Below are 22,317 nucleotides of genomic sequence, written 5' to 3'. Positions count from 1 at the left end.
AGGACCTTCGGACAGGCCTCCGACGTGCGTCACTTCCTCCGATAGGCGTAACGATTCATCGGCCGAGAATCACCAGGGGTTCGGCTTGTAGTCCTTCAAGAAGACGCCGTTGATGTCGATGCCGGCCTCACCCTGCACGATCGGGTCGTACACGCGCGCGGCACCGTCGACAAGGTCGAGCGGGGCATGGAAGCCCTCCTCCGCCAGGCGCACCTTGGTGTGGTGCGGGCGCTCATCGGTGATCCAGCCGGTGTCGACGGCGGTCATGAGGATGCCGTCGGTGGCGAGCATCTCGCCCGCGCTGGTGCGCGTGAGCATATTGAGCGCAGCCTTGGCCATGTTCGTGTGCGGATGCCCCGGGCCTTTGTAGCGGCGCGAGAACTGACCCTCCATGGCCGAGACGTTCACGACGTACTTCCGATGCGCCGTGGACGACGCCATCGAGGCGCGGAGTCTGCTGATCAGCAGGAACGGCGCTGTCGTGTTCGCCAGCTGCACCTCGAGCATCTCAAGCGGATCGACCTGCTCGACCGACTGCACCCAGCTGTTGACGTGGTCTATGTCGGGCACGAGCCCGCCTGCGTCAATGGCTGAGCCGTCGGCGTGCTTGGCGAGCGACGACGACCCCGGAGCCATTGCAAGCCGCGCGAGATCCTCGGCGGTGAGCGCCTGCCCGCCCTGCTCGGCGACGGTTCCGCCCAGCGCGGCAACAGACAGCAGGGGGTTCGCCGCGACAGAGGCCTGCAGAGCCTGCGGATGCGGGTCTGCCGTGTGCCCGAACGTCTCCATCTCGGGGAGCTTTCCGTCCGGAAGCGGCTGCATCTCAGCATCCGCCAGCAAAGAGTACGCACCCGGCGAGCGCCGCACGGTCTGGGCGGCGTTGTTGATAAGGATGTCGAGCGGGCCTTGAGCGGCGACCGAGTCCGCGAGCGCGATCACCTGAGCGGGATCACGCAGATCGATGCCGACGATCCGCAGGCGGTCGATCCAGTCCGCGGCATCCGGAAGGGACGAGAACCGGCGCACGGCGTCCCGGGGGAAGCGCGTCGTGATCGTCAGGTGCGCGCCGTCGCGGAGCAGGCGCAGCGCGATGTGCATGCCGATCTTCGCGCGTCCGCCGGTGAGCAGTGCGCGCCGGCCGGTGAGATCGGTACGGGCGTTGCGCTTGCCGTGACTGAAGCGCGCGCAGTCCGGGCAGAGCTGGTGGTAGAACGCGTCGACGAGCGTGTAAGGCTGCTTGCAGATGTAGCAGTTGCGGGGTTTGAGCAGCTCGCCGGCGATCGGAGCATCCACGCTGGTCGCGAGATCGATACCGCGCGTTTCATCGTCGATGCGGTCCGGCGCCCCCGTCGCAGTGTTCGCGACGACGGCCCTGTCCGCTTCAGCAATCGCATCGCGGATTTCCCGACGGCGAGCGCGCTTGACGGCCTTGAACATCTGCGCGGTCGCTCGGCGGACGGCGAGGTAGTCCGGATGCTGCTCGCTCATCGAGTCCAGCGAGCCGAGCACCCGGAGAGTGGTGGCGAGGTCATCAGGATCGAGGCCGTCGCCGAGGTCGTTCCCTTCTCGGTCCCTGAGCCTGTCGAAGGGTGCATCGGTCATTAGGCCGATTTTACGCGAGAGAGCTGAGAGCTCCTGACGATGAGTTCGCCCGCTGTTCATGTCGCGGCAAAGATCCCGTCACGGCACTTGTGCACCGTGATGTATGCGCATACAGACACCTCATGTATGCGCATACATCACTTCCGATTTGCCACCGAGATAGGACCCCTGATGAACCTTCGTCGTCTCCTCCCCGCCGCTGCGGGCCTCGCCGTGACGGGCGTATTCCTGGCCGGCTGCACCGGCGCAACTCCCGCGGCACAGCCCACATCCGAAGACGCAGGAGGGGCCCTGGTGGTCTACTCGAACTCCGTCTCGGACGGTCGTGGCGAATGGCTCGTCGAGCAGGCCGCCGAGGCCGGGTTCGAGGTCGAGTACGTCGACGCCGGCGGTGGAGCGATCACTGAGCGCATCATCGCTGAAGCTGCCAACCCGATCGCCGACGTCGTGTTCGGCCCGAACAACGTCAATTTCGAGGGCATGAAGGCTGCCGACGTGCTCGAGGCGTACACCCCGGAGTGGGCTGACAAGGTCGAAGAGATCGACCCGGACGGCGTCTACCACTCGATCATCGAAGAGCCCATCATGGTCGTCTACAACACCGCTGCCTACCCCGACGGCGAGGGCGCACCCGAGGACTGGACGGACCTCTTCGAAGACGAGCAGTACCACGGGCGTTACGAGACGCCGACGACTCTGACCGGCGGCACGACTCAACTCGTCGTGACGAGCCTGCTCAGCCGCTACCGCGACGACAGCGGCAACCTCGGCATCAGCGATGAAGGCTGGACCGCGATCGGCGAGTTCTTCGCCAACGGCTCCCCTGCTGTTGAAGGCACCGACCTGTACGCCCGGATGCTGAGCGGCGACGTCGACCTGGGACAGATGTGGCTGGCTGGCAAGTCCGCCCGCGAGGTCGAGTACGGGGTCCAGTCCGCGGCGATCTACCCCAAGGTGGGCGTCCCGATCATCAACCAGGCCATCGGCCTGGTCAAGGAAAGCAAGAACGGCGAGCAGGCACGCGAGTTCATCGACTGGTTCGGCAGCGCCGAAGTGCAGGCCGCCTGGTCACAGGAGTTCTTCACCGCGCCGACCAACACCGACGCACAGGCTGATGCTTCCCAGGACGCCGTCGAGATGACCGCTTCCTTCGAGGCGCAGGACATCGACTGGGAGTTCGTCGCCGAGAACCTCCCCTCGTGGATCGAAGAAGTCGAACTCAACCACATCGGCTGAGCAACCAAGACGACAAGTCGGACTTCCGGCTGGATAGAGACACTCATGATCACCTTCTCTGACGTCACTGTGACGTTCGCGGACTTCACCGCCCTGCCGGAGTTCTCCCTGACGGTTCAGGAGGGTGAGTTCTTCACCCTCCTGGGCCCGTCCGGCTGCGGAAAGACCACCGCACTGCGCACGCTCGCGGGACTCACCCGACCTGCATCTGGCACCATCACCATCGCCGGCAAGAACGTCACGCAGTTGCGCAGCGACCAGCGCGACCTGGGCATGGTCTTCCAGAACTACGCCCTGTTTCCTTCCATGAGCGTCGAAGAGAACATCGCTTTCGGCCTCAAGACGAAGCGCATCAAGGCTGACGAGGTTGCCGAGCGCGTGCGCAAGATCGCCGCCGAAGTCGAGCTGCGTCCCGAGCAGCTCACCAAGAACGTCTCGGAGCTGTCCGGAGGCCAACAGCAGCGCGTGGCAATCGCCCGTTCGCTGATCCTTCGTCCGAAGATTCTGCTGCTGGATGAGCCGCTGTCGAACCTCGACGCCAAGCTGCGCCACCAATTGCGCCACCAGCTGAAGGATCTGCAGCAGCACTTCGGCATCACCACCGTCTACGTGACCCACGACCAGGACGAAGCTCTGGCGATGTCTGACCGCATCGCCGTCATGAACGCCGGCCGCATCGAGCAGGTCGGCACTCCTGAAGAGGTCTACGCCCGCTCGATGACCGAGTTCGTGTGCACGTTCATCGGCGAGGCGAACAGGCTCGAGCCCGCATTGGTCGCCCACTTGCGCGACATCGGCGCCGGAAACTCCCGCGATCTTCTCGATCCGGATGCCGCCACGTATCTCCGCCTCGAGAAACCGACTCTGCTCGACGGCGGTGAGACGGCAGCTCACCCCGTCATCGATGGCACCGTGACCAGCCGCGTGTACCACGGCACGAACTCCGCGTACACGGTCGATTGCGGCCGGTTCGGCCAGGTCCGCGCAATCGTGCGCGAAGATGGTGCCGCCGCGCACCCGGTCGGCCACGCAGTGCGTCTCGCCATCCCCGCCGAACACCTGCTGCAGTACCGCAGCGGGAGGCCGCAGAACGCTTCGTCCGCCACGCTGCAGAGTGTGTCCGCATGAGCCCCACGGTCCGGATGCTGCGCAACCCACTCTGGCTGATCGTCACCGTCATCCTCATCTGGGGCATCGGCACCTTCCTCGTCATGCCCAATGTCACCCTCCTAGGCCAAGTGTTCTCAGACGGTAAGGGCGGCTTCTCCCTGCGCGCCGTGGAGCGGCTGTTCGGGTCTGAGCGCGCGGTGAAGTCGCTGTGGAACAGTGTGCTGCTCGCGGCGATCCTGTCCGTCACGGTGAACGTGATCGGCATCTTCCTCGTGCTCGTCACCCGGCTGTACGCGATCCGAGGTGCGCGCATCCTGTGGCTGGGCTATGCCAGCACGCTCGTCTGCGGCGGAATCGTGCTCGTCTTCGGGTACAAGCAGGTCTACGGCCCGAACGGCGCCGTCACCCGCACGCTGCTGAATGTCTTCCCCGAGCTTGATCCGAACTGGTTCTCTGGAATGTTCGCCGTCGTCATGGTGATGACGTTCGCATCGACGGGCAACCATCTGCTGTTCCTCTCGGCATCCATCGCGAAAGTCGACCTGCAGACGATCGAGGCGGCCCGAATGATGGGCGCCGGAGACCTCCGAATCCTTCGCCGGATCATCCTTCCGCAGCTGAAGCCCATGATCTTCGCCATCACGATCCTCACGTTCCTCGGCGGGCTCGGCGCTCTTGCCGCGCCTCAAGTGCTCGGCGGTCGTGACTTCCAGACGATCTCCCCGATGATCCTCGCATTCGCGACCACGTCGACGTCGCGCGACCTCGCCGCAACTCTGGCCATCCTGCTCGGGCTCGTCACGATCGTGCTCCTGGCGGTCCTGAACCGCATGGAGCGCGGCGGCGTGTACTTCTCGGTGTCGAAGGTGCCGACCCCGCTCGAGAAGCAGCGCATCCACAATCCGGTCGTCAACGTCCTCACGCACGTACTCGCCTACGCGTTGTTCGTCGTGTATGTGCTGCCGCCGGCCCTCGTCCTGCTCTACTCGTTCACCGATGTCAGGGCGATCAACTCGGGTGTGCTCACGCTGTCGAGCTTCACCCTCGACAACTACATCGCCGTGTTCACGACCCAGAAGGGCATGCAGCCCTTCCTCGTCAGCGTCGCCTACGGACTGGTCGCGTCGGTCACCGTGATCGTGCTGATGATGTTCGCGGCACGGATGGTCCAGCGCAACCGCAACGTGATCACGAACGCGCTGGAATATCTGCTGCACATTCCGTGGTTCCTGCCCTCGACCATGATCGCGTTGGGTCTGCTTGTCACCTTCAATGTCCCGCAGCCGTCTGTGCTGGGCACAGTGCTGACCGGTACATTCTGGATCCTTGCGATCGCGTACATCATCGGCAAGATCCCCTTCACATTCCGCCTGCTCAAGGCCGCGTTCTCGGGCATTCCCGACAATCTCGAAGAGGCCGCCTCGATGCTCGGCGCCAGCCAGCTGTACACCTTCCGACGGGTGCTGCTCCCGCTGGTGGGGCCCACAGCGGCAGCCATCACTGCACTGAACTTCACCAGCCTGCTCGATGACTACGACTCCGCCATCTTCCTGTCGCACCCGCTGCTGCAGCCGCTGGGCGTCGTGATCAAGAACGCGACGAGTTCAGAGACGATGAGTGACGGCACAGCGCTGACCTACGTGTACACGGTGCTGATCATGGTGATCTCCACTCTCGTGCTGTGGCTTGTGTACGGACGCCGACCCCGTCGTCGTCGGGTCGCCCCTGCCGTTTCCCTTTCGGATGCCGCAGGCGTCGCAGCATCCTCCACACCAGACGCCACGGCGCCCTCCTACGAACGAAAGCTCACGCTGTGAACACCTCTCCTCTCGCGCAGGCCGCCGTCCCGGCATCCGCCGACCGGTTTGCCGAGCCTGCCTTCGGGCAGCGGCGTCATGCTGCCGTGAACGCCTACCTCAACGGCCGATTCCGCACGCGCGGCACGCTCGTCGCGGTGCACCGCGGTACCGGCCTCGGCATGATCGCCGAGAACACCGCAGCGGCGGTGACCGCGGCCGCGCGCTGCGGCGGCGACCTCATCGAGATAGACGTCATCGAGTCCACCGACGGTGACTTCTTCGCGTTCCACGACGGCTACGAGAAGCAGTATTTCGGCATCGACCGCAACATGCAGACGATGTCGACTGCCGAGATCGAGCAGCTCGCCTACCCGCAGCGCCGCGCCACACCGCTCGTGCGGGTCGAACGCCTTGAGACGATCCTGCGGCGCCTGCCCGATGTGTCACTGAACATCGATCGATCGTGGCGCTACTGGCCACGGCTGCTGCACTTTCTGGATGACTTCCGCATCGCCGATCGATTGCTCATGAAAGTCGACGCCCGCGACGAGCGGGCGATCGAGGCGGCACGACGGCACGAAGTGAAGTACCCGCTTCTCCCCATCGCGAAGACGGTGGCCGAGGCTGAGCACACCCTCGATGACCCCGAGCTGAACGTGGTGGGCATCGAGGCTGTCGCATCCGATCCGCAGCATCCGTTCTGTGCCCCGGAATGGTCCGCCGGGTTGCGCGCACGCGCTACCTTCTCGTATATGAATGCCCTGGACCTCGGGAACGGGAATGCCCTGATGGGCGGCTGGGACGATACCGTCGCCGTCCTGCAGAGCCCAGCTCTCGGGTGGGGGCCACTGGTCGACATCGGTGCCGACGTCATCCAGACCGACTGGCCTGCGCTGTTGCAGGACTATCTCGTACAGCGCGGCGTGCGCACCCCGGCGCAGACATGAGCGACGCGACCCGTCGTCCGCGCGCCTGGCCCCGAGTGACGATGAAAGATGTCGCGCACGAGGCCAAGGTCTCGGATGCCACAGTCTCGCGAGTGCTGGACGGATCCACATCGGTCAGCGAAGAGACGAAGGCCGCGGTGATGGACGCTGTGCGCAGGACGGGCTACATTCGCAACGGCGCCGCCAGCCAGCTCGCCGGCAGCCGCTCGGACGTGCTCGGCCTGCTGATCCGCGATGTCCGCAACCCGTACTACGGACTCATGCACTCGGAGCTGCAGCGCGGCATATCTGATCGCGGGCTTCGGCTGCTCACCGTCTCACCGACCTTCACGCAGGACTATCACGACGAGGTCATCGGGCTCGATCATCTGCTCGAACAGCGCGTGCGTGGTCTTCTCATCGCGACGGGGACGATTCCGCTCGAGCGTGCGGCGGCCTTCGCCGAGTACGTTCCCATGGTCGTGCTCGGTCGACCTACCAGCCTCGGCGGGGTGCACTCGATCGCGTACGACGAGCATGCGAACGGGCATCTCGCCGCCGACGAGGTCTTCGCCCGTGGCCACCGCGACGTCGCCGTGATCGCGACGTCGCGTGACGCATCGTTCGTCGAGCACGCCCGCTCCGAAGCAATGATCGCGCGACTGCAGGAAAAGGGCGCCCGTCCGGTGCGCGTACAGACGCGGTCATGGGCACGCCTAAGCGATGTGACGCCGGCCGTTGTGGCGATGGTCAGGGAGAAGCGGGTGACCGCGGCGATGTTCCCCTCAGATGAGCGATTGATCACCTTCCTCGACTCCATCGACGGCACTGGCATCCGCGTCCCTGAGGATCTGTCAGTCACCGGCATCGACGGCGTTCTCCCCGGCCTGTCACTGCTCGGTCTGAGCTCGGTGCGACTCCCCGTCGAGGCGGTCAGCGCACGCGGCGTCGAGGTGATGGCGGCCCAGTTGGATGGCACCCGCGCGAACGAGCCCGTGCGCGAAGTGTTCACCGCGAGCTTTATCGCAGGACGAACGCTGCAGCCCATCTCAGGCTGAGCGAAGTGCTGCACGCCATCCCCACAGTGTCAGCGGCCGGGCGTATCGTCGAGCGCATGGACGGCGTACACGGCATCATCCCGACATACCTGCTCGCCCGCCTCGCGCAGTCGAGTCGCTTCACGAAGGCCGCAGATGCCGCGCGCCAGACTCTGCTGGCGGGTCGTCCGCAGTTCCGCGCGCGCATCAACCTGTCGATCGATGAGAACGGCGACCTCGTCGCCGAGCTGACGGATGCTCCGAACCGCACGATCAGCGATGCGGGCGGCACCGAGAAGCTGCCCGGCATCGTAGTGCGCACCGAAGACGAAAGGCCGGTTGCGGACTCTGCGGTGAATGAGGCGTTCGACGGGCTCGGGGCGACATTCGAGATGCTGCTCGGCGCCTTCGGGCGCAACTCATTCGATGGCGCAGGGGCGCCGCTCGACGCCACGGTCCACTACGGCATCGACTACGACAATGCCTTCTGGGACGGCGAGCGCATGGTGTTCGGCGACGGCGACGGCGAGGTGTTCCGCGGCTTCACCGGCTCGCTCACCGTGATCGGTCATGAGCTGGCGCACGGCGTCATCCAGCACACCGCGAACCTCGAATACCAGGGGCAGCCCGGCGCGCTCAATGAGTCGATCGCCGATGTGTTCGGGGCACTCGCCGAGCAGTACGCACTCGAGCAGACGGCGGCGGATGCGAGTTGGCTGATCGGCGCCGGCATCTTCACCGACGCGGTGCAGGGGAAGGCGCTGCGATCGATGCTCGAACCCGGCACGGCATACGACGACGATGAACTCGGCAAGGACCCGCAACCAGCGCACATGAGCGGATTCGTGCAGACCACAGAAGACAACGGCGGCGTGCACATCAACTCGGGCATCCCGAATCGCGCCTTCGCGCTCACCGCCCGTGCGCTCGGCCGGAACGCCTGGGAGCGCGCGGGCACCGTCTGGTATTGCGCGCTGACAGGAGGACTCTCTTCGACCGCAACGTTCCGTGAATTCGCGGATGCCACAGTGTCGGCCGCCGGCCGCGAGTACGGTGAAGAAGTGACCGCCGCCGTACGCGACGCATGGATGACCGTGGGAGTGCTGGATGCCGAAGGAACCCGACGCACCGGATGATGACGACCGGTTCATCGTCACGGTCGTGCGCACCGGCGGCCTGGCGGGGCTCCGCCGTCAGTGGGAGGTCGAGCCGCCCCGCGATGAAGAGCTGCATTGGATCGAGCTGATCTATCGCTGCCCCTGGCAGGATCCTGCGCCGACGGAGTCAGGAGCAGACCGGTACGTCTGGAGAATCCAGGCCCGCCCGCCCGGCGCTCGGCTCGAGCAGACCCTACCCGAGTCAGCGCTCGAAGGCGCCTGGAGGCAGCTCGTCGAGGCCGTGCGTGCCGCGGCGGCATCCTGACCGCACACCTGTCAGTGCGGATCACACGTGTCAGCGCGGAGCGCCCGATCCGGGCCGACGCCCGTGAAATTCACTGACGCGTGTCGCGCGCTCAGCCGGCGGGGCGATCTTCCATCGCGACGCGCGTGACCGGCAGCGCCTCGGGGTGCTCCTGCTGCAGCCAGGTCACGATCTTCTCGCGCACGAGGCACCGCAGATCCCACTGGTCGTCGGAGTTCGCCGCCGAGATCTTGAACCGCACTGTCACATAGCCGCCTTCGGATCCGGTGACGAGCACGTTCGCCGAACGCTGGTCCCAGAGCGGTGAGGCGGTGACGATCTCCATGAACTTCTCACGCACGGCATCCACCGGCACTCGCCAGTCCAGATCCATGTAGACGGTGCCGATGATCTTCTCGGATCTCCTCGTCCATGTCTCGACCGGTGTCGTGGTGAAGTATGTGCAGGGCAGGATCAGACGCCTCTCGTCCCAGATGTAGACGACGACGTACGAAAGGTTGATCTCGCCGATCGTGCCCCACTCGCCCTCGATGACGACGACGTCGCCGACGCGGATCGAGTTCGTGAAGGCAATCTGCACTCCCGCGATGAGATTGCCCAGGGTTGACTGGGCGGCAAGACCGGCGATGACGCTGATGACACCGGCGGATGCCAGGATGCTCGTGCCCACCGCCCGCACCTCGGGGAACGAGAACAGCACCACGCCGACGGCGATGACCGCGATCAGCACCACGCCGACGGCGATGACCGCGATCAGCACGACGACGAGTCGGTTCATGATGGTCAGCTGCGTCTTGCGGCGGCGCGCCTCAGGACTCGTGGCGTCTTTGCGGCTGTCGTACTGCATGAGCCGTTCCATGCCGAAAGTCACCACCGTCGACAGCAGCCAAGCGCCCACCAGTACCGCAGCGATGAGCAGCACACGTTCCAGCACCTGCCACCAGGGCAGCGTCGCAGGCGCATTCGCCGCGCACACGATCCATACGGCGATCACGAACGCCAGCACCATGCCCGGTATGCGGATGCGACGTTCGAGATCGGCGATCCACGCGGAGCGCCCACGTGCCCGGCCTGCGATGAAGCGCGCGCTGATCACGATCGCCGCCACGATCGCGATCGCCACGACCGCGGCGATGAGCGTTCCGATCCAGGCGTTCCATTCGAGCTCGAACTCTGCGACAGATGCCATCAGTCCAGGCTAGACAGATTGGCGACAAGACGCACAACCCCTTGCATCCCGCACGAAGCGCATGCACTCTTTATTCACGCGACGATCACTCGATCATCGCGTGGTCGCATTCCGCGTCATAGCCGTCACGACAAAGGAGTCGAGATGTCTCAGAAGATCATTCCGAACATCTGGTTCGATCAGAACGCCGACGAGGCGGGCGAGTTCTACGCCGGTATCCTGCCCGACACGACAGCGACGGTCGGCGCGAGCTATCCCGATGAGGTGGCAGAGTGGCAGGCCGACTTCGCCGGCAAGACGCTCACGGTCGACGTCGATGTGGACGGCTATCAGCTGACGCTGATCAACGCGGGGGCGGAGTTTCGCCCGAACCCCTCGGTGTCGTTCATGCTGAACTTCGACCCGCTGCGATTCGATGGTGATGGGGATGCCGCGCGCGCCAGTCTTGACGCCGTGTGGGCTGGTCTTGTCGAGGGCGGAGAGGTGCGCATGCAGCTCGGCGAGTACCCGTTCAGTCCGCGGTACGGGTGGGTGGAAGACCGCTACGGCGTGAACTGGCAGCTGATCCTCACGAGTCCCGATGGCGAGTCGCGCCCGTTCCTCATCCCGCAGCTGATGTTCACCGAGTCCGTCGACGGCAAGGCGCGTGAAGCGGCGCAGTTCTACTGCTCGCTGTTCCCGGATGCGGGCGTCGGCTACATCGCCGTGCATCCACCGCAGACGGCGCAAGAGGCGCCGTCCGCGCATGCTTCGCCGGGGACGATCATGTTCGGCGAGTTCCGCCTGGCGGATCAGTGGTTCTCGATGATGGATGGCGGCTCAGTCCACGACTTCACGTTCGACTGCGGCATCTCATTCGAGGTGCGCGTGGCCGATCAGGAAGAACTCGACCACTACTGGGATGCCCTGACCGCCGTCCCCGAAGCCGAAGTCTGCGGCTGGCTCGCCGACAAGTACGGACTCAGCTGGCAGATCGTTCCGGAGAACATGGGCGAACTCATGGAACGTCCGGGTGCATACGCGAGGATGATGGAGATGGGCAAGCTCATCATCGACGACTTCTAGATCATCCGAGGAGATCATGGGACTTTTCTCGCAGAACCCCGCAGACAAGGATGCTTGGGCCGCCCTCCCCGGCGAACCGCTCGATCGGAACGGCTCGGTCGACGATCTTCCCGAGGTACCGGTCGATCCGCTCGAGATCGGCCTGGGGCTCGAAGCCAGCACGAGCGTCTCGTCGATCAGCGTCCCGGTCGCGCTTCCCGCACCCGAAGAGCACGACGCGCCCGAAGAGCACGCCTAACCCAACCGGTTACGGTTGAAGGATGACGATCACCGCCGCCGCAGACGGCTCCGCCCTCGGCAATCCAGGACCGAACGGCTGGGCCTGGTACATCGACGATGACAACTGGGCGGCGGGCGGTTCTCCGCACGGAACGAACAACCAGGGCGAGCTGCGGGCGGTCCTCGAACTGCTGCAGGCCACGGCGGATTCCAGCGAATCGCTGCTGATCATGTGCGACAGCAAGTACGTGATCGACTCGATCACCAAATGGATGCCGGGGTGGAAGCGCCGCGGCTGGCGCAAAGCCGACGGCGCCCCCGTTCTGAACCGCGACCTCATGGAATCGCTGGATGAGGCCATGCAGGGAAGAGATGTGAAGTTCGCCTGGGTGAAGGGTCACGCAGGGCACGATCTGAACGAAGCCGCTGACGAGCGGGCGAACGCGGCTGCAAAGGCGTACCAGGCGAAGCAGGAGCCGCGCCGCGGCCCCGGCTTCACCCTCGGAAGCGACGCTTCGACAGGCTCAGCGAGCGCGCAGAAGTCGATCCCGATCCCTGAGCCTGTCGAAGGGCCTGCACAGCCGCTGTGGGCCGAAGCATCCTCACTGCTCGACGTCTTCGAGGTCCCTGAGCCTGTCGAAGGGCCCGCGGCATCCGCAATCGATCTGCACGTGACGCTCACGCCCGACGAGCACGCGCGCCTGCGCGACCGTGCGCAGGCGCAGGGCATCTCTCTCGAGCAAGCCTTGCGCCGTCTGATCTGAGGCGCGTCAGGCCCCGAGCACCTCGCGCTCGAGTCGGGCGAAGGACTCCTCCATGCCGTCGGCCATGCCGGTGGCGAGGATCATGTCGCGCGTCTCCTTGTCTGGGTACTCGATGAGCACCGTGACGAGGGTGGCGCCGTCCTCTTCGTAGAGATTCAGATCGTTGAGCATCTGCGGACCTTCGGTGCCCTGCATCCGCTCGGTCGTCACGGCGCGACGCGGCGCGTCGACGAGCAGCACCTCACCCTCGAACCCGAAGGGCTCGCCCTCGGTGTCACCAATCGGCGCCCAGGAGTTGCGGTACGTGTCGCCGGCGACGGTGCCGACAACGGACTCCGTCATCTCCCAGCCGTCCGGCCCCAGCATCCACTTCTTCACGAGCTCGGCGTCGTGATGCGCGCGCCAGACCAGCTCACGCGGACCGTTTACGAAGCGCGTGATCCGCACGTGCGTGTCGTCGAGCAGTTCGACGCGCGTGCCCTTGCCCTGCGCGTACTCGCGAAGATCCTGCAGCACGGCATCCAGCTGCGCCATGGCCATGCGCGATCCCTCGATCGTACCCATCGCGACGACCTGCTCGAGAGCCTCGGCCGAGTCGAAATGGCTGGTGTTGATCATGCGGCTGCCGGCATCCGTCGACTCGAAACCGAACGTCATCCGCGTCGCCGGCATACCCTCGAGCGGGTTGCCGTCGGCGTCCGCGAAGGCGTCGATGACCGCGAAGCCATGCGGTTCGAGGATGTTCAGGAATTCCCACGAGCCACCTGAGCGCTCACCCTGCGGGCTCGTCATGTAATAGAGCGCCTTGCCACCGACCGCGAAATCGAACTCGGTGAAGGTGGCGGGCCACCCGGGAGGGCCCCAGAACCGCTCGAGCTGGGCCGGGTCGGTAAAGGCGTGCCAGAGCCGTTCGATCGGAGCCGCGAAGTCGGCGACGACGGTCACGGTGAGATTCTCGGCATCCGTGGTGATATCGGTGACAGGCATTTCAGTCTCCTTCGGTGTTTTCAGAGAGCAGATCATCGAGGCGAGTGACGCGGTCCCGCCACAATTCTTCATAGCGGGCGAGCAGTGCCCGAGCGCGTGCGATCATCTCGGGATTCGCGCGGACGAGCCGCTCGCGTCCCTCGGCGCGCTTGATGATGAGGCCGGCGACCTCGAGCACCGCGACGTGCTTCTGCACGGCAGCGAAAGACATGTCGTAGTCGCCCGCGAGGGACGACACGGATTGCTCTTCGCCGATCGTGCGGCGCAGGATGTCACGCCGAGTCGCCGTCGCCAGTGCATGGAACACACGGTCGATCTCCGCTCCGCTCAGTTCTCGTTGTGCAACCATTTGGTTGCACGTTACGCCTGAGCGGATGCTGCGTCAAGGGGTTTTTTCTTCCTCTTTCTCCGCCCAACGGCGGCGGAACTCGCCGACGCCGTATGACTTCTCGCGTATCTCGGCCAGTTCTTGTCGGTTTCCGCGCTCGACAGCGAGGCTGCCTTCAGGCGATCGTGTGATAGCTCGAAAGACGTCGTGAGGAGTCTCGCCGCAGTATGCCGCTGTGACCAAGCTTGCCGGTCAGTCGAGTCGAGCCGCTTGCTGGACGAGGTAGCGCTGTTCTGCAAGATTCGCGCAGAGCCGCGCTGCCCGCCGGTACGCAGCGCGTGCTGCTGACGTGTCGTCGGCGCGCTCGAGCAGGTGCCTCGGGGTCGTTTTGGAGTCTGCCGATGGCGATGAGGTAGAGGGCGCGGTTGGCTTGTCGGTCGCCTCCGCGGTTCAGCCTCATCCGTGTGCTCTTGCCGGAGGATGCAGGCAGGGGGCGGTGCCGGTGAGTTTCGCGAATGCGGCCTCGCTGCGGAACCGGTCCAGGTTCTCTCCGGGTCGACCGCTGTGACACGCCGATGGCAGCGCCCGGTCGAGGTGTCACGCCCCGTTGGCATGCTCGCAGCCGGCGAAGGCAGGCGCGCATCACGAGCCGCCGCTACTCGCGCAATATCGAGATTCACTAGTTGCCGCGCCCACCGGGTCCGAGAAGTATCGCGCACCTCCGGAGCCGCGCAGATCAGTCCTCGTCGGCGAACCGCCCGATCTGCGCGACAAGCGCTTCCCGCGCCGCGGACACGATAACACCGCCTCGCACCGAAGACGGGGCGATCGCCGTGAGCTCGGTGGACTCGAAGCGGCGGTTACTGACAGGTCGGAAGGAGAGCGTGTCGGTCGCGTGCGTCACGCCAAGCGCCATGCGCGGCAGGAACGAGACGAGGTCGTCCAGTGCCACGAGCGAGCAAAGCGCGGCGAGGCTATTCGCCTCCATCACGACGTGGAACGCGACACCAACCTCGTGTGCCGCGCGATCGATCTCCTGACGAATCCCGAACCGGCTCACCGGGAGGACGACCGAAGCGCCGTCGACAGCTTCAAGCGCGATCGGATTCGAGCCTGCGAACCGACTGGACCCACGCGAGACGATGCCGAGCGGCGCCGGCGCGTGCGCGAGCACCTGTACCCCGGCTCGCGCCGGTGGGCCGAACGTCACACCGAGGTCCGCTTCCCCGTCCGCGACCTGCTCGGCGACGGCGTGCGAACCGAGCACCTCGAGGCGGAACTCCGCCTGCGGGTACTCCTCGCGAACACGTCGCATCAAGTTCGGGAGGACCACCGTGGTCGCCGACTCCACAGTCGCGATGCGCACGAGTCCGCGTGCCTGACTGCGCGCGTCAAGCATGCGGGAGCGCACGAGTTCCAGCCCGACCGCTGTCTGATCCGCATGCTCGAGCAGCGCTTCCCCCGCGGCGGTGAGGGTCGCACCGTGCCTACCACGGTCGAGCACCCGCGCGCCGAGATCCGCCTCCAACAATGTGATCTGGCGGCTGATCGCCGACGGTGCGACGTAGAGATTCGCGGCGGCACCGGCGATCGATCCGACACGCGCGATCTCGCGGAAGTACGCGACCGCACGTGTCTCCAGTGCGTGCGCGTGTGCGCCATCTAATTTTTCGATACCAAACCCCGATTCCTCGCGCTTTTCAGTCGATTTATCAGGTGCCAGACTATCGGCATCCAGAGAAAGGACCGACATGGACACCATGATTCAGGCCGAAGGCTACGCATTCATGCCGGGCGTCGTGCAGTACTCAGGCGGCATCGTCGCCACGCCCGAACACCGACTCACACGCGTGCAGTTCACCCGCCCCACGCCGTTCGAGGAGGGTCTACGCCTGGCTGCATCGATCGTCCGCGCCGCGGGCCGCCCGGCCGCAGCGATCGGCGCCGTCGAGATGCGTTCGCCCGCACCCTTCAGCGACGGCGGCTTCACTGATCTCAACACCCGTTACATCGCCCTGCTCAACGAGCTCGACATGCGTGGCGACACCGCCGACAACCCAATCGCGCGCAGCAACGTCTGTCCCGCGGGCGTCACGGTCGGCGAAGCGTCGATCCACGCGTTCACCTTCAGTGTGCCGAACGCGGCGGCCGGTGCACCCGACTACGTGATCTCCGGATCCGCCGAAGCGCCCGAGGGCAAGGGCGGCTACGACGGCCATATCATCGCGCAAGGCGATACGTCGCCCGCGGCGCTCCGCCAGAAGGCGGAGTTCGTCGTCGCCGAGATGCGGCGCCGCATGGTCGCACTCGGCGTCGGCGACCGCGCCGTCGCGACCGCGCAGGTCTACACCGTGCACGAGGTGCACGACATTGTGCGCGACCTCGTCGAGCCCGAGCTCGGCATCGCGGCGGGTTCGGTCATGATCAACGCCAACCCGCCCGTCGTCGGGCTCGAGTTCGAGATGGACTGCCGCGATGTCAGCCTCGAACTGCGCGTGGACCCGGCGACGGCCGACCTCGGCGCCATCGCGGCACAGATTGGGGCACACGAATGCGTCTGATGCGCTATCTCGATGGCGGAGCGGTCCGCGTCGGTGTCGTCGACGACGACGCCGTGGCCCGTAGCCTGGAAGGCGTCGTGGACGATCTCGCTGGCGATGCGCTCGCACCGGCGGCGCTCGTGTCACTGCGGGATGTGAACGTCGCCGCGCTCCCGGTCGCGAACGTGGACCAGGTACTGCCGCCCGTGAGTGGTACGGGCGTCTTCGTCGGCGTCGGACTGAACTACCACGCACACGCGGAGGAGACGAACCTGGCGGCACCGACCGCGCCACTCGTCTTCCACAAGGCGACGACGTCGATATCGGGCCCATTCGACGATGTCGTCACCCCCGCCGGGTCGACGAAGCTTGACCACGAGGTCGAACTCGCGATCGTGATCGGAGCCGACGCGTGGCAGGTGAGCCAGGCAGACGCGCTGTCCGTCGTCGCCGGTTACACGATCTGCAACGACGTGAGCGACCGCGGCTGGCAGTTCGACGGACCCGGCCAGTGGACGATCGGCAAGAGCGCCCCAACGTTCGGTCCGCTCGGGCCCTGGCTCGTGACGACCGACGAGGTCGGCGACGCGTCGGGGCTCGAGATCAGCCTCGCCGTCAACGGTGAGGTCATGCAGCAGAGCAATACCGACCAGATGATCTTCGACGTCGCGCGCTTAGTCGAGCACGTTTCGCACCGTATGCGCCTGCATGCAGGCGACATCATCTCCACCGGCACCCCCGAAGGCGTCGGCCTCGTCACCGATCGCTACCTCAAGCCCGGTGACCGCATGGAACTGACGATCGACAACCTCGGTTCACAGAGCCAGCTCGTTCGCTGACACACCCGTCGGAGGAGCCGGTGCGCCGGCTCCTCCGGAATCACCTGTTCGGCCCCTTTTCATGAGTGAATGGAACAGAAATGACAACTACACGCGGCGTGGTCGACGATGACCGCGCGACCCTCTCCTCAGCGCCCCGGAAAATGAACATTCGCGCGGTCGCCGCCGGCTTCACCGGCACCGTCATCGAGTACTTTGAGTTCGGCGTCTACGCCTACATGGCCGTCCTTATCAGCCCGATCTTCTTCCCGGGCGACGACCCGATCGCGTCGCTCCTCGCGACCCTCGCTGTCTTCGCGACGTCGTTCCTCATGCGGCCTGTCGGCGGCATTATCCTCGGACGCTGGGGCGACAAGCTCGGCCGCCGCAAGATCCTAATGCTCACCGTGATCGGCATGGGTGTCTCCACCGCCGCAGTCGGGCTCCTCCCCGGCTACGGCGCCGTCGGTGCGCTCGCGCCGATCCTGCTCGTGGCCGCACGCCTCGCGCAGGGCTTCTTCGCAGGCGGCGAGATCACCGGTGCCGCAGCGTTCGTGACCGAATCCGCGCCCAACGAGAAGCGCGGCCTGGCTGCCGCCTTCGTTCCCGCTGGGGCTGCCCTTGGTGGCGCGCTCGCCGCCACCGTCGCAGGCCTCACGACGCTCACTGTGGGTCCGGCAGCCATGGCGGAGTGGGGCTGGCGCGTGCCGTTCCTCGCCGCGATCCCGCTCATCGTCGTGTCCGTGTGGCTGCGCGGCAAGATGGAGGAGACCCCCGCATTCGAGGCGGCCGAGGAGGACGGCACGACGACGAAGTCGCCACTGCGCGAGGTCCTCCGTTACCACTGGCCGTCGCTCCTGCGCATGCTCGGAATCTCGTTCGGGCTGAACGTCGGCTTCTGGGTGGGCCTGGTCTACATGAACATCTACCTCACGCAGGTGCAGGGCTTCGAGCCGCAGATCGTGTTCTGGATGGTCGCCGCCGTTAACGTCATGCTCGCGATCCTGACGCCGTTCGGCGGACGCCTCTCCGACAAGATCGGGCGCAAGCGCACGCTCCTCATCGGCTTCGTCGGGTACGCGGTCCTGGTGATCCCTGCGATGACGATGATGGGCACCAAGAGCATCCCAATCGCCTGGCTCGCCCTCGCGATCCTCGCGTTGCCGTTCGTGTTCGTGCAGGGCGCGTCCTACGCCGCCTACGCGGAGCTGTTCCCGACGAAGGTCCGCTACACGGGCATGTCGCTTGCCTTCAACATTGCCGCGATTCTCGGCGGCGGCGTGATGCCCTACCTCGCGACGGCGCTCGTCTCGTGGACTGGCAACCCAGTCTCGCCAGGCGTGCTGCTCGTCTTTGCGGGCATCGTCAGCACAATCACGTTGCTGACGATCAAGGAGACCTCGCGGGAGAATCTGCAAGGTTGAGCGAACTGCGCAAGGTGGGGCGTCGGATCACCGGCAACCCGCCTTGCGGATTTCGATCACGCCTGCGGGCACATGCCTGGTGACGACGGATGCAGCACCGACCACAGCATCGTCGCTGATCGATACCCCGGGCAGGATCGTCACGTTCGCGCCGCCCCAGACGTTGCGGCCGATAGCGACCGGCACGGGGTGCATACCGGCCCGGCCGCTGGGGACGAGGTCCGCTCGGTGACATCGGTGAGTTTCAGTTCGTCCGGCTCTGTGCGGCTGAGCGGATACTGCGTCAGGAGGTTTTCGTACCGCCCTCGGACTCATCGTCGGCCTTACCGGTCTCCGCGATCTCCGCGACCTCGGCGACCGCCTCGCCATCGACGTCGTGGATGATATCCACCGCCTCCGTCGCCGCCTCGTACACCTCGGCAAGGCTCTCGTCGACGTCGTCCTCGGCAACCCACGCGATGTCGTCCTCGGAGTGGTCGTACTCCACAGGCACGAGCGCGAAGTCATCGCCGTACTCCTCGAGCCCCGTGCGCACGCTGTGCCGCACCGCCAGGCGCGCGTATCGGTCGCGGAGAATGAGCGGATCTCGACGCAGGTCCTTCATGAGCGCGATCATCATGAAGGCCATGATGATCGCGAACGGCAGCGCCGCCACGATCGTGACGTTCTGAAGAGACTTCAACCCGCTCCCCTCTGCGCCCGAGACGAGCAGCACAGCCGCGATGACGCCGACGAGGGTTCCCCAGGTAGCCGAGACCCACCGCGCCGGTTCCGGTCGACCCTGCTGCGAGAGGGTTCCCATCACGAGCGACGAGGAGTCGGCGCCGGTGATGAAGAAGATGGCGATGAGCAGGATGAGACCGATGCTGGTGACCATCGGGAAGGGTAGGTTTCCGAGCACGTCGAACAGCACCTGCTCGGGTGGATCAGTGACCAGACCCGCCCCATTCATCTGCTGATCGATCGCCGTCGTGCCGAAGATCGCGAACCAGAACAGCGAGATGACCGACGGCACCAGGATGACGACCGATACGAACTGGCGAAGCGTGCGGCCGCGAGAGATCTTGGCGATGAACATGCCGACGAAGGGCGACCACGAAATCCACCACGCCCAGTAGAAGATCGTCCAGCCCGCGAGGAAGTCCTCGGCCTCGACGCCCTGCGATGCAGAGCGTCCGATCAGCGTCGGAAGATCGCCGATGAACTGCACCGCCACTGCCGGCAGCACGTTGAGGATCAGCATCGTCGGGCCGACGAAGAAGACGAAGATCGCCAGCACGAGAGCGGCGATCCCGTTGATGTTCGAAAGCGCGCGAATGCCCTTGGAGACACCCGACACGGCGGATGCGATGAAGCACGCGGTGAGCACCGCGATGACGGCGACGAGGATGCCGTTGCCCACTTCGCCGATGCCCGTGACGATCTCGATCCCGTGACCGATCTGCAGAGCACCGAGGCCGAGAGACGCCGCAGTGCCGAACAGCGTCACGATGATCGCGAAGATATCGATGGTTCGACCGATGGGACCGGTGGTGCGGTTCTCGCCCAGCAGCGGGGCGAAGATCGATGAGATGAGCGGGGTGCGGCCGCGGCGGTATGCGCCGTATGCGATCGCGCCGCCGACCAGTGCGTAGAAGGCCCATGCCTGCGGACCCCAGTGATAGAGCACCTGCACCTGCGCGGTGTGCATGGCGTCGAGAGTGCTCGCCTCGACCGTTCCCGGAGGCGGCGACTCGAACATCGTGAGCGGCTCGGCAGCGCCCCAGAACACCAGACCGATGCCCATGCCTGCAGCGAAGAGCATCGAGATCCACGAGAACATCGAGTACTCGGGAACTTCGTCATCGCGACCGAGTGGGATGCGCCCGAACTTGCTGAACCCGATGAACAACATGAAGAAGAGCACGATGGTGGCGATGACGGTGAAGAAGACACCGAAGTAGTCGAGGACCCAGTCGAGCACGGTGGCGCTGGTGCCCGCGAGGTTGTCGCCGGCGAACACGCCCCACGCGATGAAGGCGAGCATCAGCGTGATCGCGATGCCGAAGACGAGCGGATCAGTCCGGTAGGTGCGCCCCGTCGACTCAACCGAGACACCAGGGATCAGCGCCGGGTGAAGACCGCGAGGCGGCGCCACCGACAGGTCGTGCACGATCTTTCGCGCAGCATCCGTGGATTTCGCCACCGCGCGTTGCGGAACGCTTCCGGTCTTCGGCTGCCCGTCGCGGTGAGCCTCGGAGGATGTGGACTGATCACCAGGGGTACCCATGTCAGTCATCCTGGCACGGATGCGAAAACGACTTCAGAAAAGCGTGTCGTCACGACCGGCGGCGCTCCGGCCGCCGGTCGCTGTGCGGACGCTTCGTCAGACGCGACGCGCTCGGCGCACGAACAGCAGCGCGATGCCGGAAAGCATAGCGAGCACAGCACCAGAGATCAGCGGCACGGAGACGTCCGCACCCGTCGTGGCCAAACTGTCGGATGCTGACGCGCCGGCACCTGCACTCGGCGTTGTCGGCTCAATCGGCGTTGTCGGCTCCGTCGGCTCCGTCGGCATTGTCGGCTCAATCGGCGTTATCGGCTCGGTCGGCGTTGTCGGCGTGGTCGGCGTTGTCGGCGTGGTCGGCTCGGTCGGCGTGGTCGGCTCAGTCGGAGTGGTCGGCTCCGTCGGCGTTTCCGCACAGGGCAGGCTTCCGGAGAAGGCGTGGTGGTGGATCTCGCCGCCACCGGCGGTCGATGCGTTCGCGGCGAACCACTGTCCGTTCGTCGTGACACCCGAGTTGAAGCGCAGGTCCGCGTGCGGCGCCCAGATCGCGCCTAGTTCCAGACCATCGATCGCGATCGGACCGGTGATTGCAGAGAGATCCAGCACGATGTGCCGGGCGAGCGACTGCTGCTGGGCCGCGCCCGCCGACCATCCTTCGAACCGGAGCTGGCCGAGCGTGGTGACATCGCCGGCGACCCGGATCACCAGGGGCGCCTCGGCAGTCGGCCGGTATCCGTCAGCTCGATCGAGCTTCACGGTCTTCCCCGCGACATCGGCGTAGTCGATGACATTGGGCTTGTCAGTGGCGAAGCCTTCTGCGAAGACGAGTCCGCCCTGATCTTCCACCACGACCCGGTTCGTCAGTGCGAGGTCGGTGTCGTACATCGACGCGAAGCACTGGTCCGCCTGAGCGATCTGTGCAGCGACATCCGAGAAGTACGCTCCCACCGACGCCTCGTCGGTCTCGTAGTCGGCGACATCGGAGCCGGCGAAGGGCACGGACTTCAGATCGATCAGGCCACCCTCGGCATTCGTGATGCGCAGGAAGTCGACACCGGCCGCATTGCCCGAACCGCCTCCGCGGTGCGATCCCGTGAGCCCCGTCGTATCGACGACCTTGACCGTCGCGTTCGCTTCAGCGGAGCCCGAATCAATGGAGCCTGAGTCGTCGCGATTCGAAACGTCGAGAGCTCCTGTGCCGACGAATCGGTCGGCAAGAATGCGCACGGGTGAGCCGTCGATAAGAGGAACCGTGTAGTCCGGCAGGCCTGCCGCCGTATGGATGACCGGGAATCCGTTGAGGTTCGGGGTGGAGACGCTTCCGAACGCTGCGACGGCTCCCTCCACCTCACCGTTACCCAGAACGACGTCGCCCTGCGACACGATCGTGAAACCGCGATTGATCTCGAACGGGTTGAACGTGGGCGCTGCTGCGGTGGCGGCCGTCGCACCACTCACCGCCAGCGCACCGGTCACGAGCGCGATGGCGCCGACTCCCGAGATCCCCTTTTTCCACGTGCGCGATTGCAGCGTCGTCCGCATTGGCTGTTCCTCCCAGAAACCCAGAATTGATGTCGTGGAGGTT

Annotated in this window: 21 protein-coding genes and 1 pseudogene; 13 read left to right on the top strand and 9 right to left on the bottom strand. The window is 65.6% G+C overall.

Annotation, left to right across the window (positions count from 1 at the left end):
• Nucleotides 1-69: 69 nt before the first annotated feature.
• A complete protein-coding gene (locus ACTU6V_RS04285; protein ID WP_443475033.1) occupies nucleotides 70-1,602 on the bottom strand; it encodes an SDR family NAD(P)-dependent oxidoreductase in 1,533 nt (510 codons plus the stop codon).
• Between the two features lie 171 nt (nucleotides 1,603-1,773).
• Between ACTU6V_RS04285 and ACTU6V_RS04280 the strand changes: the two genes are divergently transcribed.
• Genes ACTU6V_RS04280 through ACTU6V_RS04250 form a run of 7 tightly spaced genes read left to right on the top strand, consistent with a single transcriptional unit; the run spans nucleotide 1,774 to nucleotide 9,132 of the window.
• Nucleotides 1,774-2,838 carry an extracellular solute-binding protein gene (locus tag ACTU6V_RS04280; RefSeq protein WP_443475032.1) on the top strand — a complete coding sequence of 355 codons (1,065 nt, stop codon included), beginning with the start codon at nucleotides 1,774-1,776 and terminating at the stop codon, nucleotides 2,836-2,838.
• A 45-nt stretch (nucleotides 2,839-2,883) separates the two neighbouring features.
• Nucleotides 2,884-3,966, top strand: a complete 1,083-nt coding sequence (locus ACTU6V_RS04275; RefSeq protein ID WP_443467861.1) for an ABC transporter ATP-binding protein — start codon at nucleotides 2,884-2,886, stop codon at nucleotides 3,964-3,966.
• Complete coding sequence (locus ACTU6V_RS04270; RefSeq protein WP_443467862.1) at nucleotides 3,963-5,765, top strand: ABC transporter permease; 1,803 nt, start codon at nucleotides 3,963-3,965, stop codon at nucleotides 5,763-5,765. The genes ACTU6V_RS04275 and ACTU6V_RS04270 overlap by 4 nt, the downstream gene beginning before the upstream one ends.
• Nucleotides 5,762-6,694 carry a glycerophosphodiester phosphodiesterase family protein gene (locus ACTU6V_RS04265; protein ID WP_443475031.1) on the top strand — a complete coding sequence of 311 codons (933 nt, stop codon included), beginning with the start codon at nucleotides 5,762-5,764 and terminating at the stop codon, nucleotides 6,692-6,694. The genes ACTU6V_RS04270 and ACTU6V_RS04265 overlap by 4 nt, the downstream gene beginning before the upstream one ends.
• Nucleotides 6,691-7,731, top strand: a complete 1,041-nt coding sequence (locus ACTU6V_RS04260) for a LacI family DNA-binding transcriptional regulator (RefSeq protein ID WP_443467864.1) — start codon at nucleotides 6,691-6,693, stop codon at nucleotides 7,729-7,731. The genes ACTU6V_RS04265 and ACTU6V_RS04260 overlap by 4 nt, the downstream gene beginning before the upstream one ends.
• Before the next feature lie 56 nt (nucleotides 7,732-7,787).
• Entirely contained in the window at nucleotides 7,788-8,846 is a 1,059-nt protein-coding gene (locus tag ACTU6V_RS04255; protein WP_443475325.1) for a M4 family metallopeptidase, read from the top strand.
• Nucleotides 8,818-9,132, top strand: coding sequence for a protealysin inhibitor emfourin (locus ACTU6V_RS04250; RefSeq protein WP_443467865.1), 315 nt, complete (start codon nucleotides 8,818-8,820; stop codon nucleotides 9,130-9,132). The genes ACTU6V_RS04255 and ACTU6V_RS04250 overlap by 29 nt, the downstream gene beginning before the upstream one ends.
• A 91-nt stretch (nucleotides 9,133-9,223) precedes the next feature.
• On the opposite strand, the gene ACTU6V_RS04245 is transcribed toward ACTU6V_RS04250, so the two are convergent.
• On the bottom strand, nucleotides 9,224-10,321 hold the full coding sequence (locus tag ACTU6V_RS04245) for a mechanosensitive ion channel family protein (RefSeq protein ID WP_443475030.1): 1,098 nt from the start codon (nucleotides 10,319-10,321) through the stop codon (nucleotides 9,224-9,226).
• A gap of 144 nt (nucleotides 10,322-10,465) precedes the next feature.
• Here ACTU6V_RS04245 and ACTU6V_RS04240 point away from each other — a divergent pair, with 144 nt between their 5' ends.
• Genes ACTU6V_RS04240 through ACTU6V_RS04230 form a run of 3 tightly spaced genes read left to right on the top strand, consistent with a single transcriptional unit; the run spans nucleotide 10,466 to nucleotide 12,369 of the window.
• On the top strand, nucleotides 10,466-11,386 hold the full coding sequence (locus ACTU6V_RS04240; RefSeq protein ID WP_443467867.1) for a VOC family protein: 921 nt from the start codon (nucleotides 10,466-10,468) through the stop codon (nucleotides 11,384-11,386).
• A gap of 16 nt (nucleotides 11,387-11,402) precedes the next feature.
• On the top strand, nucleotides 11,403-11,624 hold the full coding sequence (locus ACTU6V_RS04235) for a hypothetical protein (RefSeq protein WP_443467868.1): 222 nt from the start codon (nucleotides 11,403-11,405) through the stop codon (nucleotides 11,622-11,624).
• Between the two features lie 22 nt (nucleotides 11,625-11,646).
• Nucleotides 11,647-12,369: a ribonuclease H family protein gene (locus ACTU6V_RS04230; RefSeq protein WP_443475029.1), complete on the top strand. Its 723-nt coding sequence runs from the start codon at nucleotides 11,647-11,649 to the stop codon at nucleotides 12,367-12,369.
• A 6-nt stretch (nucleotides 12,370-12,375) separates the two neighbouring features.
• Here ACTU6V_RS04230 and ACTU6V_RS04225 read toward each other — a convergent pair whose 3' ends face one another.
• The 4 genes and pseudogenes from ACTU6V_RS04225 to ACTU6V_RS04210 all read right to left on the bottom strand — a co-directional run bounded on the left by ACTU6V_RS04225 (nucleotide 12,376) and on the right by ACTU6V_RS04210 (nucleotide 15,437).
• Nucleotides 12,376-13,356 carry an SRPBCC family protein gene (locus tag ACTU6V_RS04225; RefSeq protein WP_443475028.1) on the bottom strand — a complete coding sequence of 327 codons (981 nt, stop codon included), beginning with the start codon at nucleotides 13,354-13,356 and terminating at the stop codon, nucleotides 12,376-12,378.
• A 1-nt stretch (nucleotide 13,357) separates the two neighbouring features.
• Nucleotides 13,358-13,705, bottom strand: coding sequence for an ArsR/SmtB family transcription factor (locus tag ACTU6V_RS04220; RefSeq protein WP_443467878.1), 348 nt, complete (start codon nucleotides 13,703-13,705; stop codon nucleotides 13,358-13,360).
• Between the two features lie 331 nt (nucleotides 13,706-14,036).
• Nucleotides 14,037-14,236, bottom strand: a pseudogene (locus ACTU6V_RS04215) (transposase); the annotation flags it as partial.
• 184 nt (nucleotides 14,237-14,420) lie between these two features.
• On the bottom strand, nucleotides 14,421-15,437 hold the full coding sequence (locus tag ACTU6V_RS04210; protein ID WP_443475027.1) for a LysR family transcriptional regulator: 1,017 nt from the start codon (nucleotides 15,435-15,437) through the stop codon (nucleotides 14,421-14,423).
• Between ACTU6V_RS04210 and cnbZ the strand changes: the two genes are divergently transcribed.
• The 3 genes from cnbZ to ACTU6V_RS04195 all read left to right on the top strand — a co-directional run bounded on the left by cnbZ (nucleotide 15,436) and on the right by ACTU6V_RS04195 (nucleotide 18,466).
• Complete coding sequence (cnbZ, locus tag ACTU6V_RS04205) at nucleotides 15,436-16,245, top strand: 2-amino-5-chloromuconate deaminase CnbZ (RefSeq protein WP_443475026.1); 810 nt, start codon at nucleotides 15,436-15,438, stop codon at nucleotides 16,243-16,245. The genes ACTU6V_RS04210 and cnbZ overlap by 2 nt on opposite strands.
• A complete protein-coding gene (locus ACTU6V_RS04200) occupies nucleotides 16,245-17,063 on the top strand; it encodes a fumarylacetoacetate hydrolase family protein (RefSeq protein ID WP_443475025.1) in 819 nt (272 codons plus the stop codon). The genes cnbZ and ACTU6V_RS04200 overlap by 1 nt, the downstream gene beginning before the upstream one ends.
• Before the next feature lie 80 nt (nucleotides 17,064-17,143).
• Complete coding sequence (locus ACTU6V_RS04195) at nucleotides 17,144-18,466, top strand: MFS transporter (RefSeq protein WP_443475024.1); 1,323 nt, start codon at nucleotides 17,144-17,146, stop codon at nucleotides 18,464-18,466.
• A gap of 27 nt (nucleotides 18,467-18,493) precedes the next feature.
• Here ACTU6V_RS04195 and ACTU6V_RS04190 read toward each other — a convergent pair whose 3' ends face one another.
• The 3 genes from ACTU6V_RS04190 to ACTU6V_RS04180 all read right to left on the bottom strand — a co-directional run bounded on the left by ACTU6V_RS04190 (nucleotide 18,494) and on the right by ACTU6V_RS04180 (nucleotide 22,274).
• Nucleotides 18,494-18,652 carry a DapH/DapD/GlmU-related protein gene (locus tag ACTU6V_RS04190; protein ID WP_443475339.1) on the bottom strand — a complete coding sequence of 53 codons (159 nt, stop codon included), beginning with the start codon at nucleotides 18,650-18,652 and terminating at the stop codon, nucleotides 18,494-18,496.
• A gap of 97 nt (nucleotides 18,653-18,749) precedes the next feature.
• Nucleotides 18,750-20,735, bottom strand: a complete 1,986-nt coding sequence (locus ACTU6V_RS04185) for a BCCT family transporter (protein ID WP_443475023.1) — start codon at nucleotides 20,733-20,735, stop codon at nucleotides 18,750-18,752.
• Nucleotides 20,736-20,831: 96 nt separating this feature from the next.
• Nucleotides 20,832-22,274: a collagen-binding domain-containing protein gene (locus ACTU6V_RS04180; RefSeq protein ID WP_443475022.1), complete on the bottom strand. Its 1,443-nt coding sequence runs from the start codon at nucleotides 22,272-22,274 to the stop codon at nucleotides 20,832-20,834.
• Between the last annotated feature and the right edge of the window lie 43 nt (nucleotides 22,275-22,317).

Origin of the sequence: Microbacterium zouquanmingi (assembly GCF_052266675.1) — a bacterium.
GTDB lineage: Bacteria > Actinomycetota > Actinomycetes > Actinomycetales > Microbacteriaceae > Microbacterium.
Note: the sequence above shows the minus strand (reverse complement) of the source record. Positions and strands in the feature narration are given on the sequence as shown.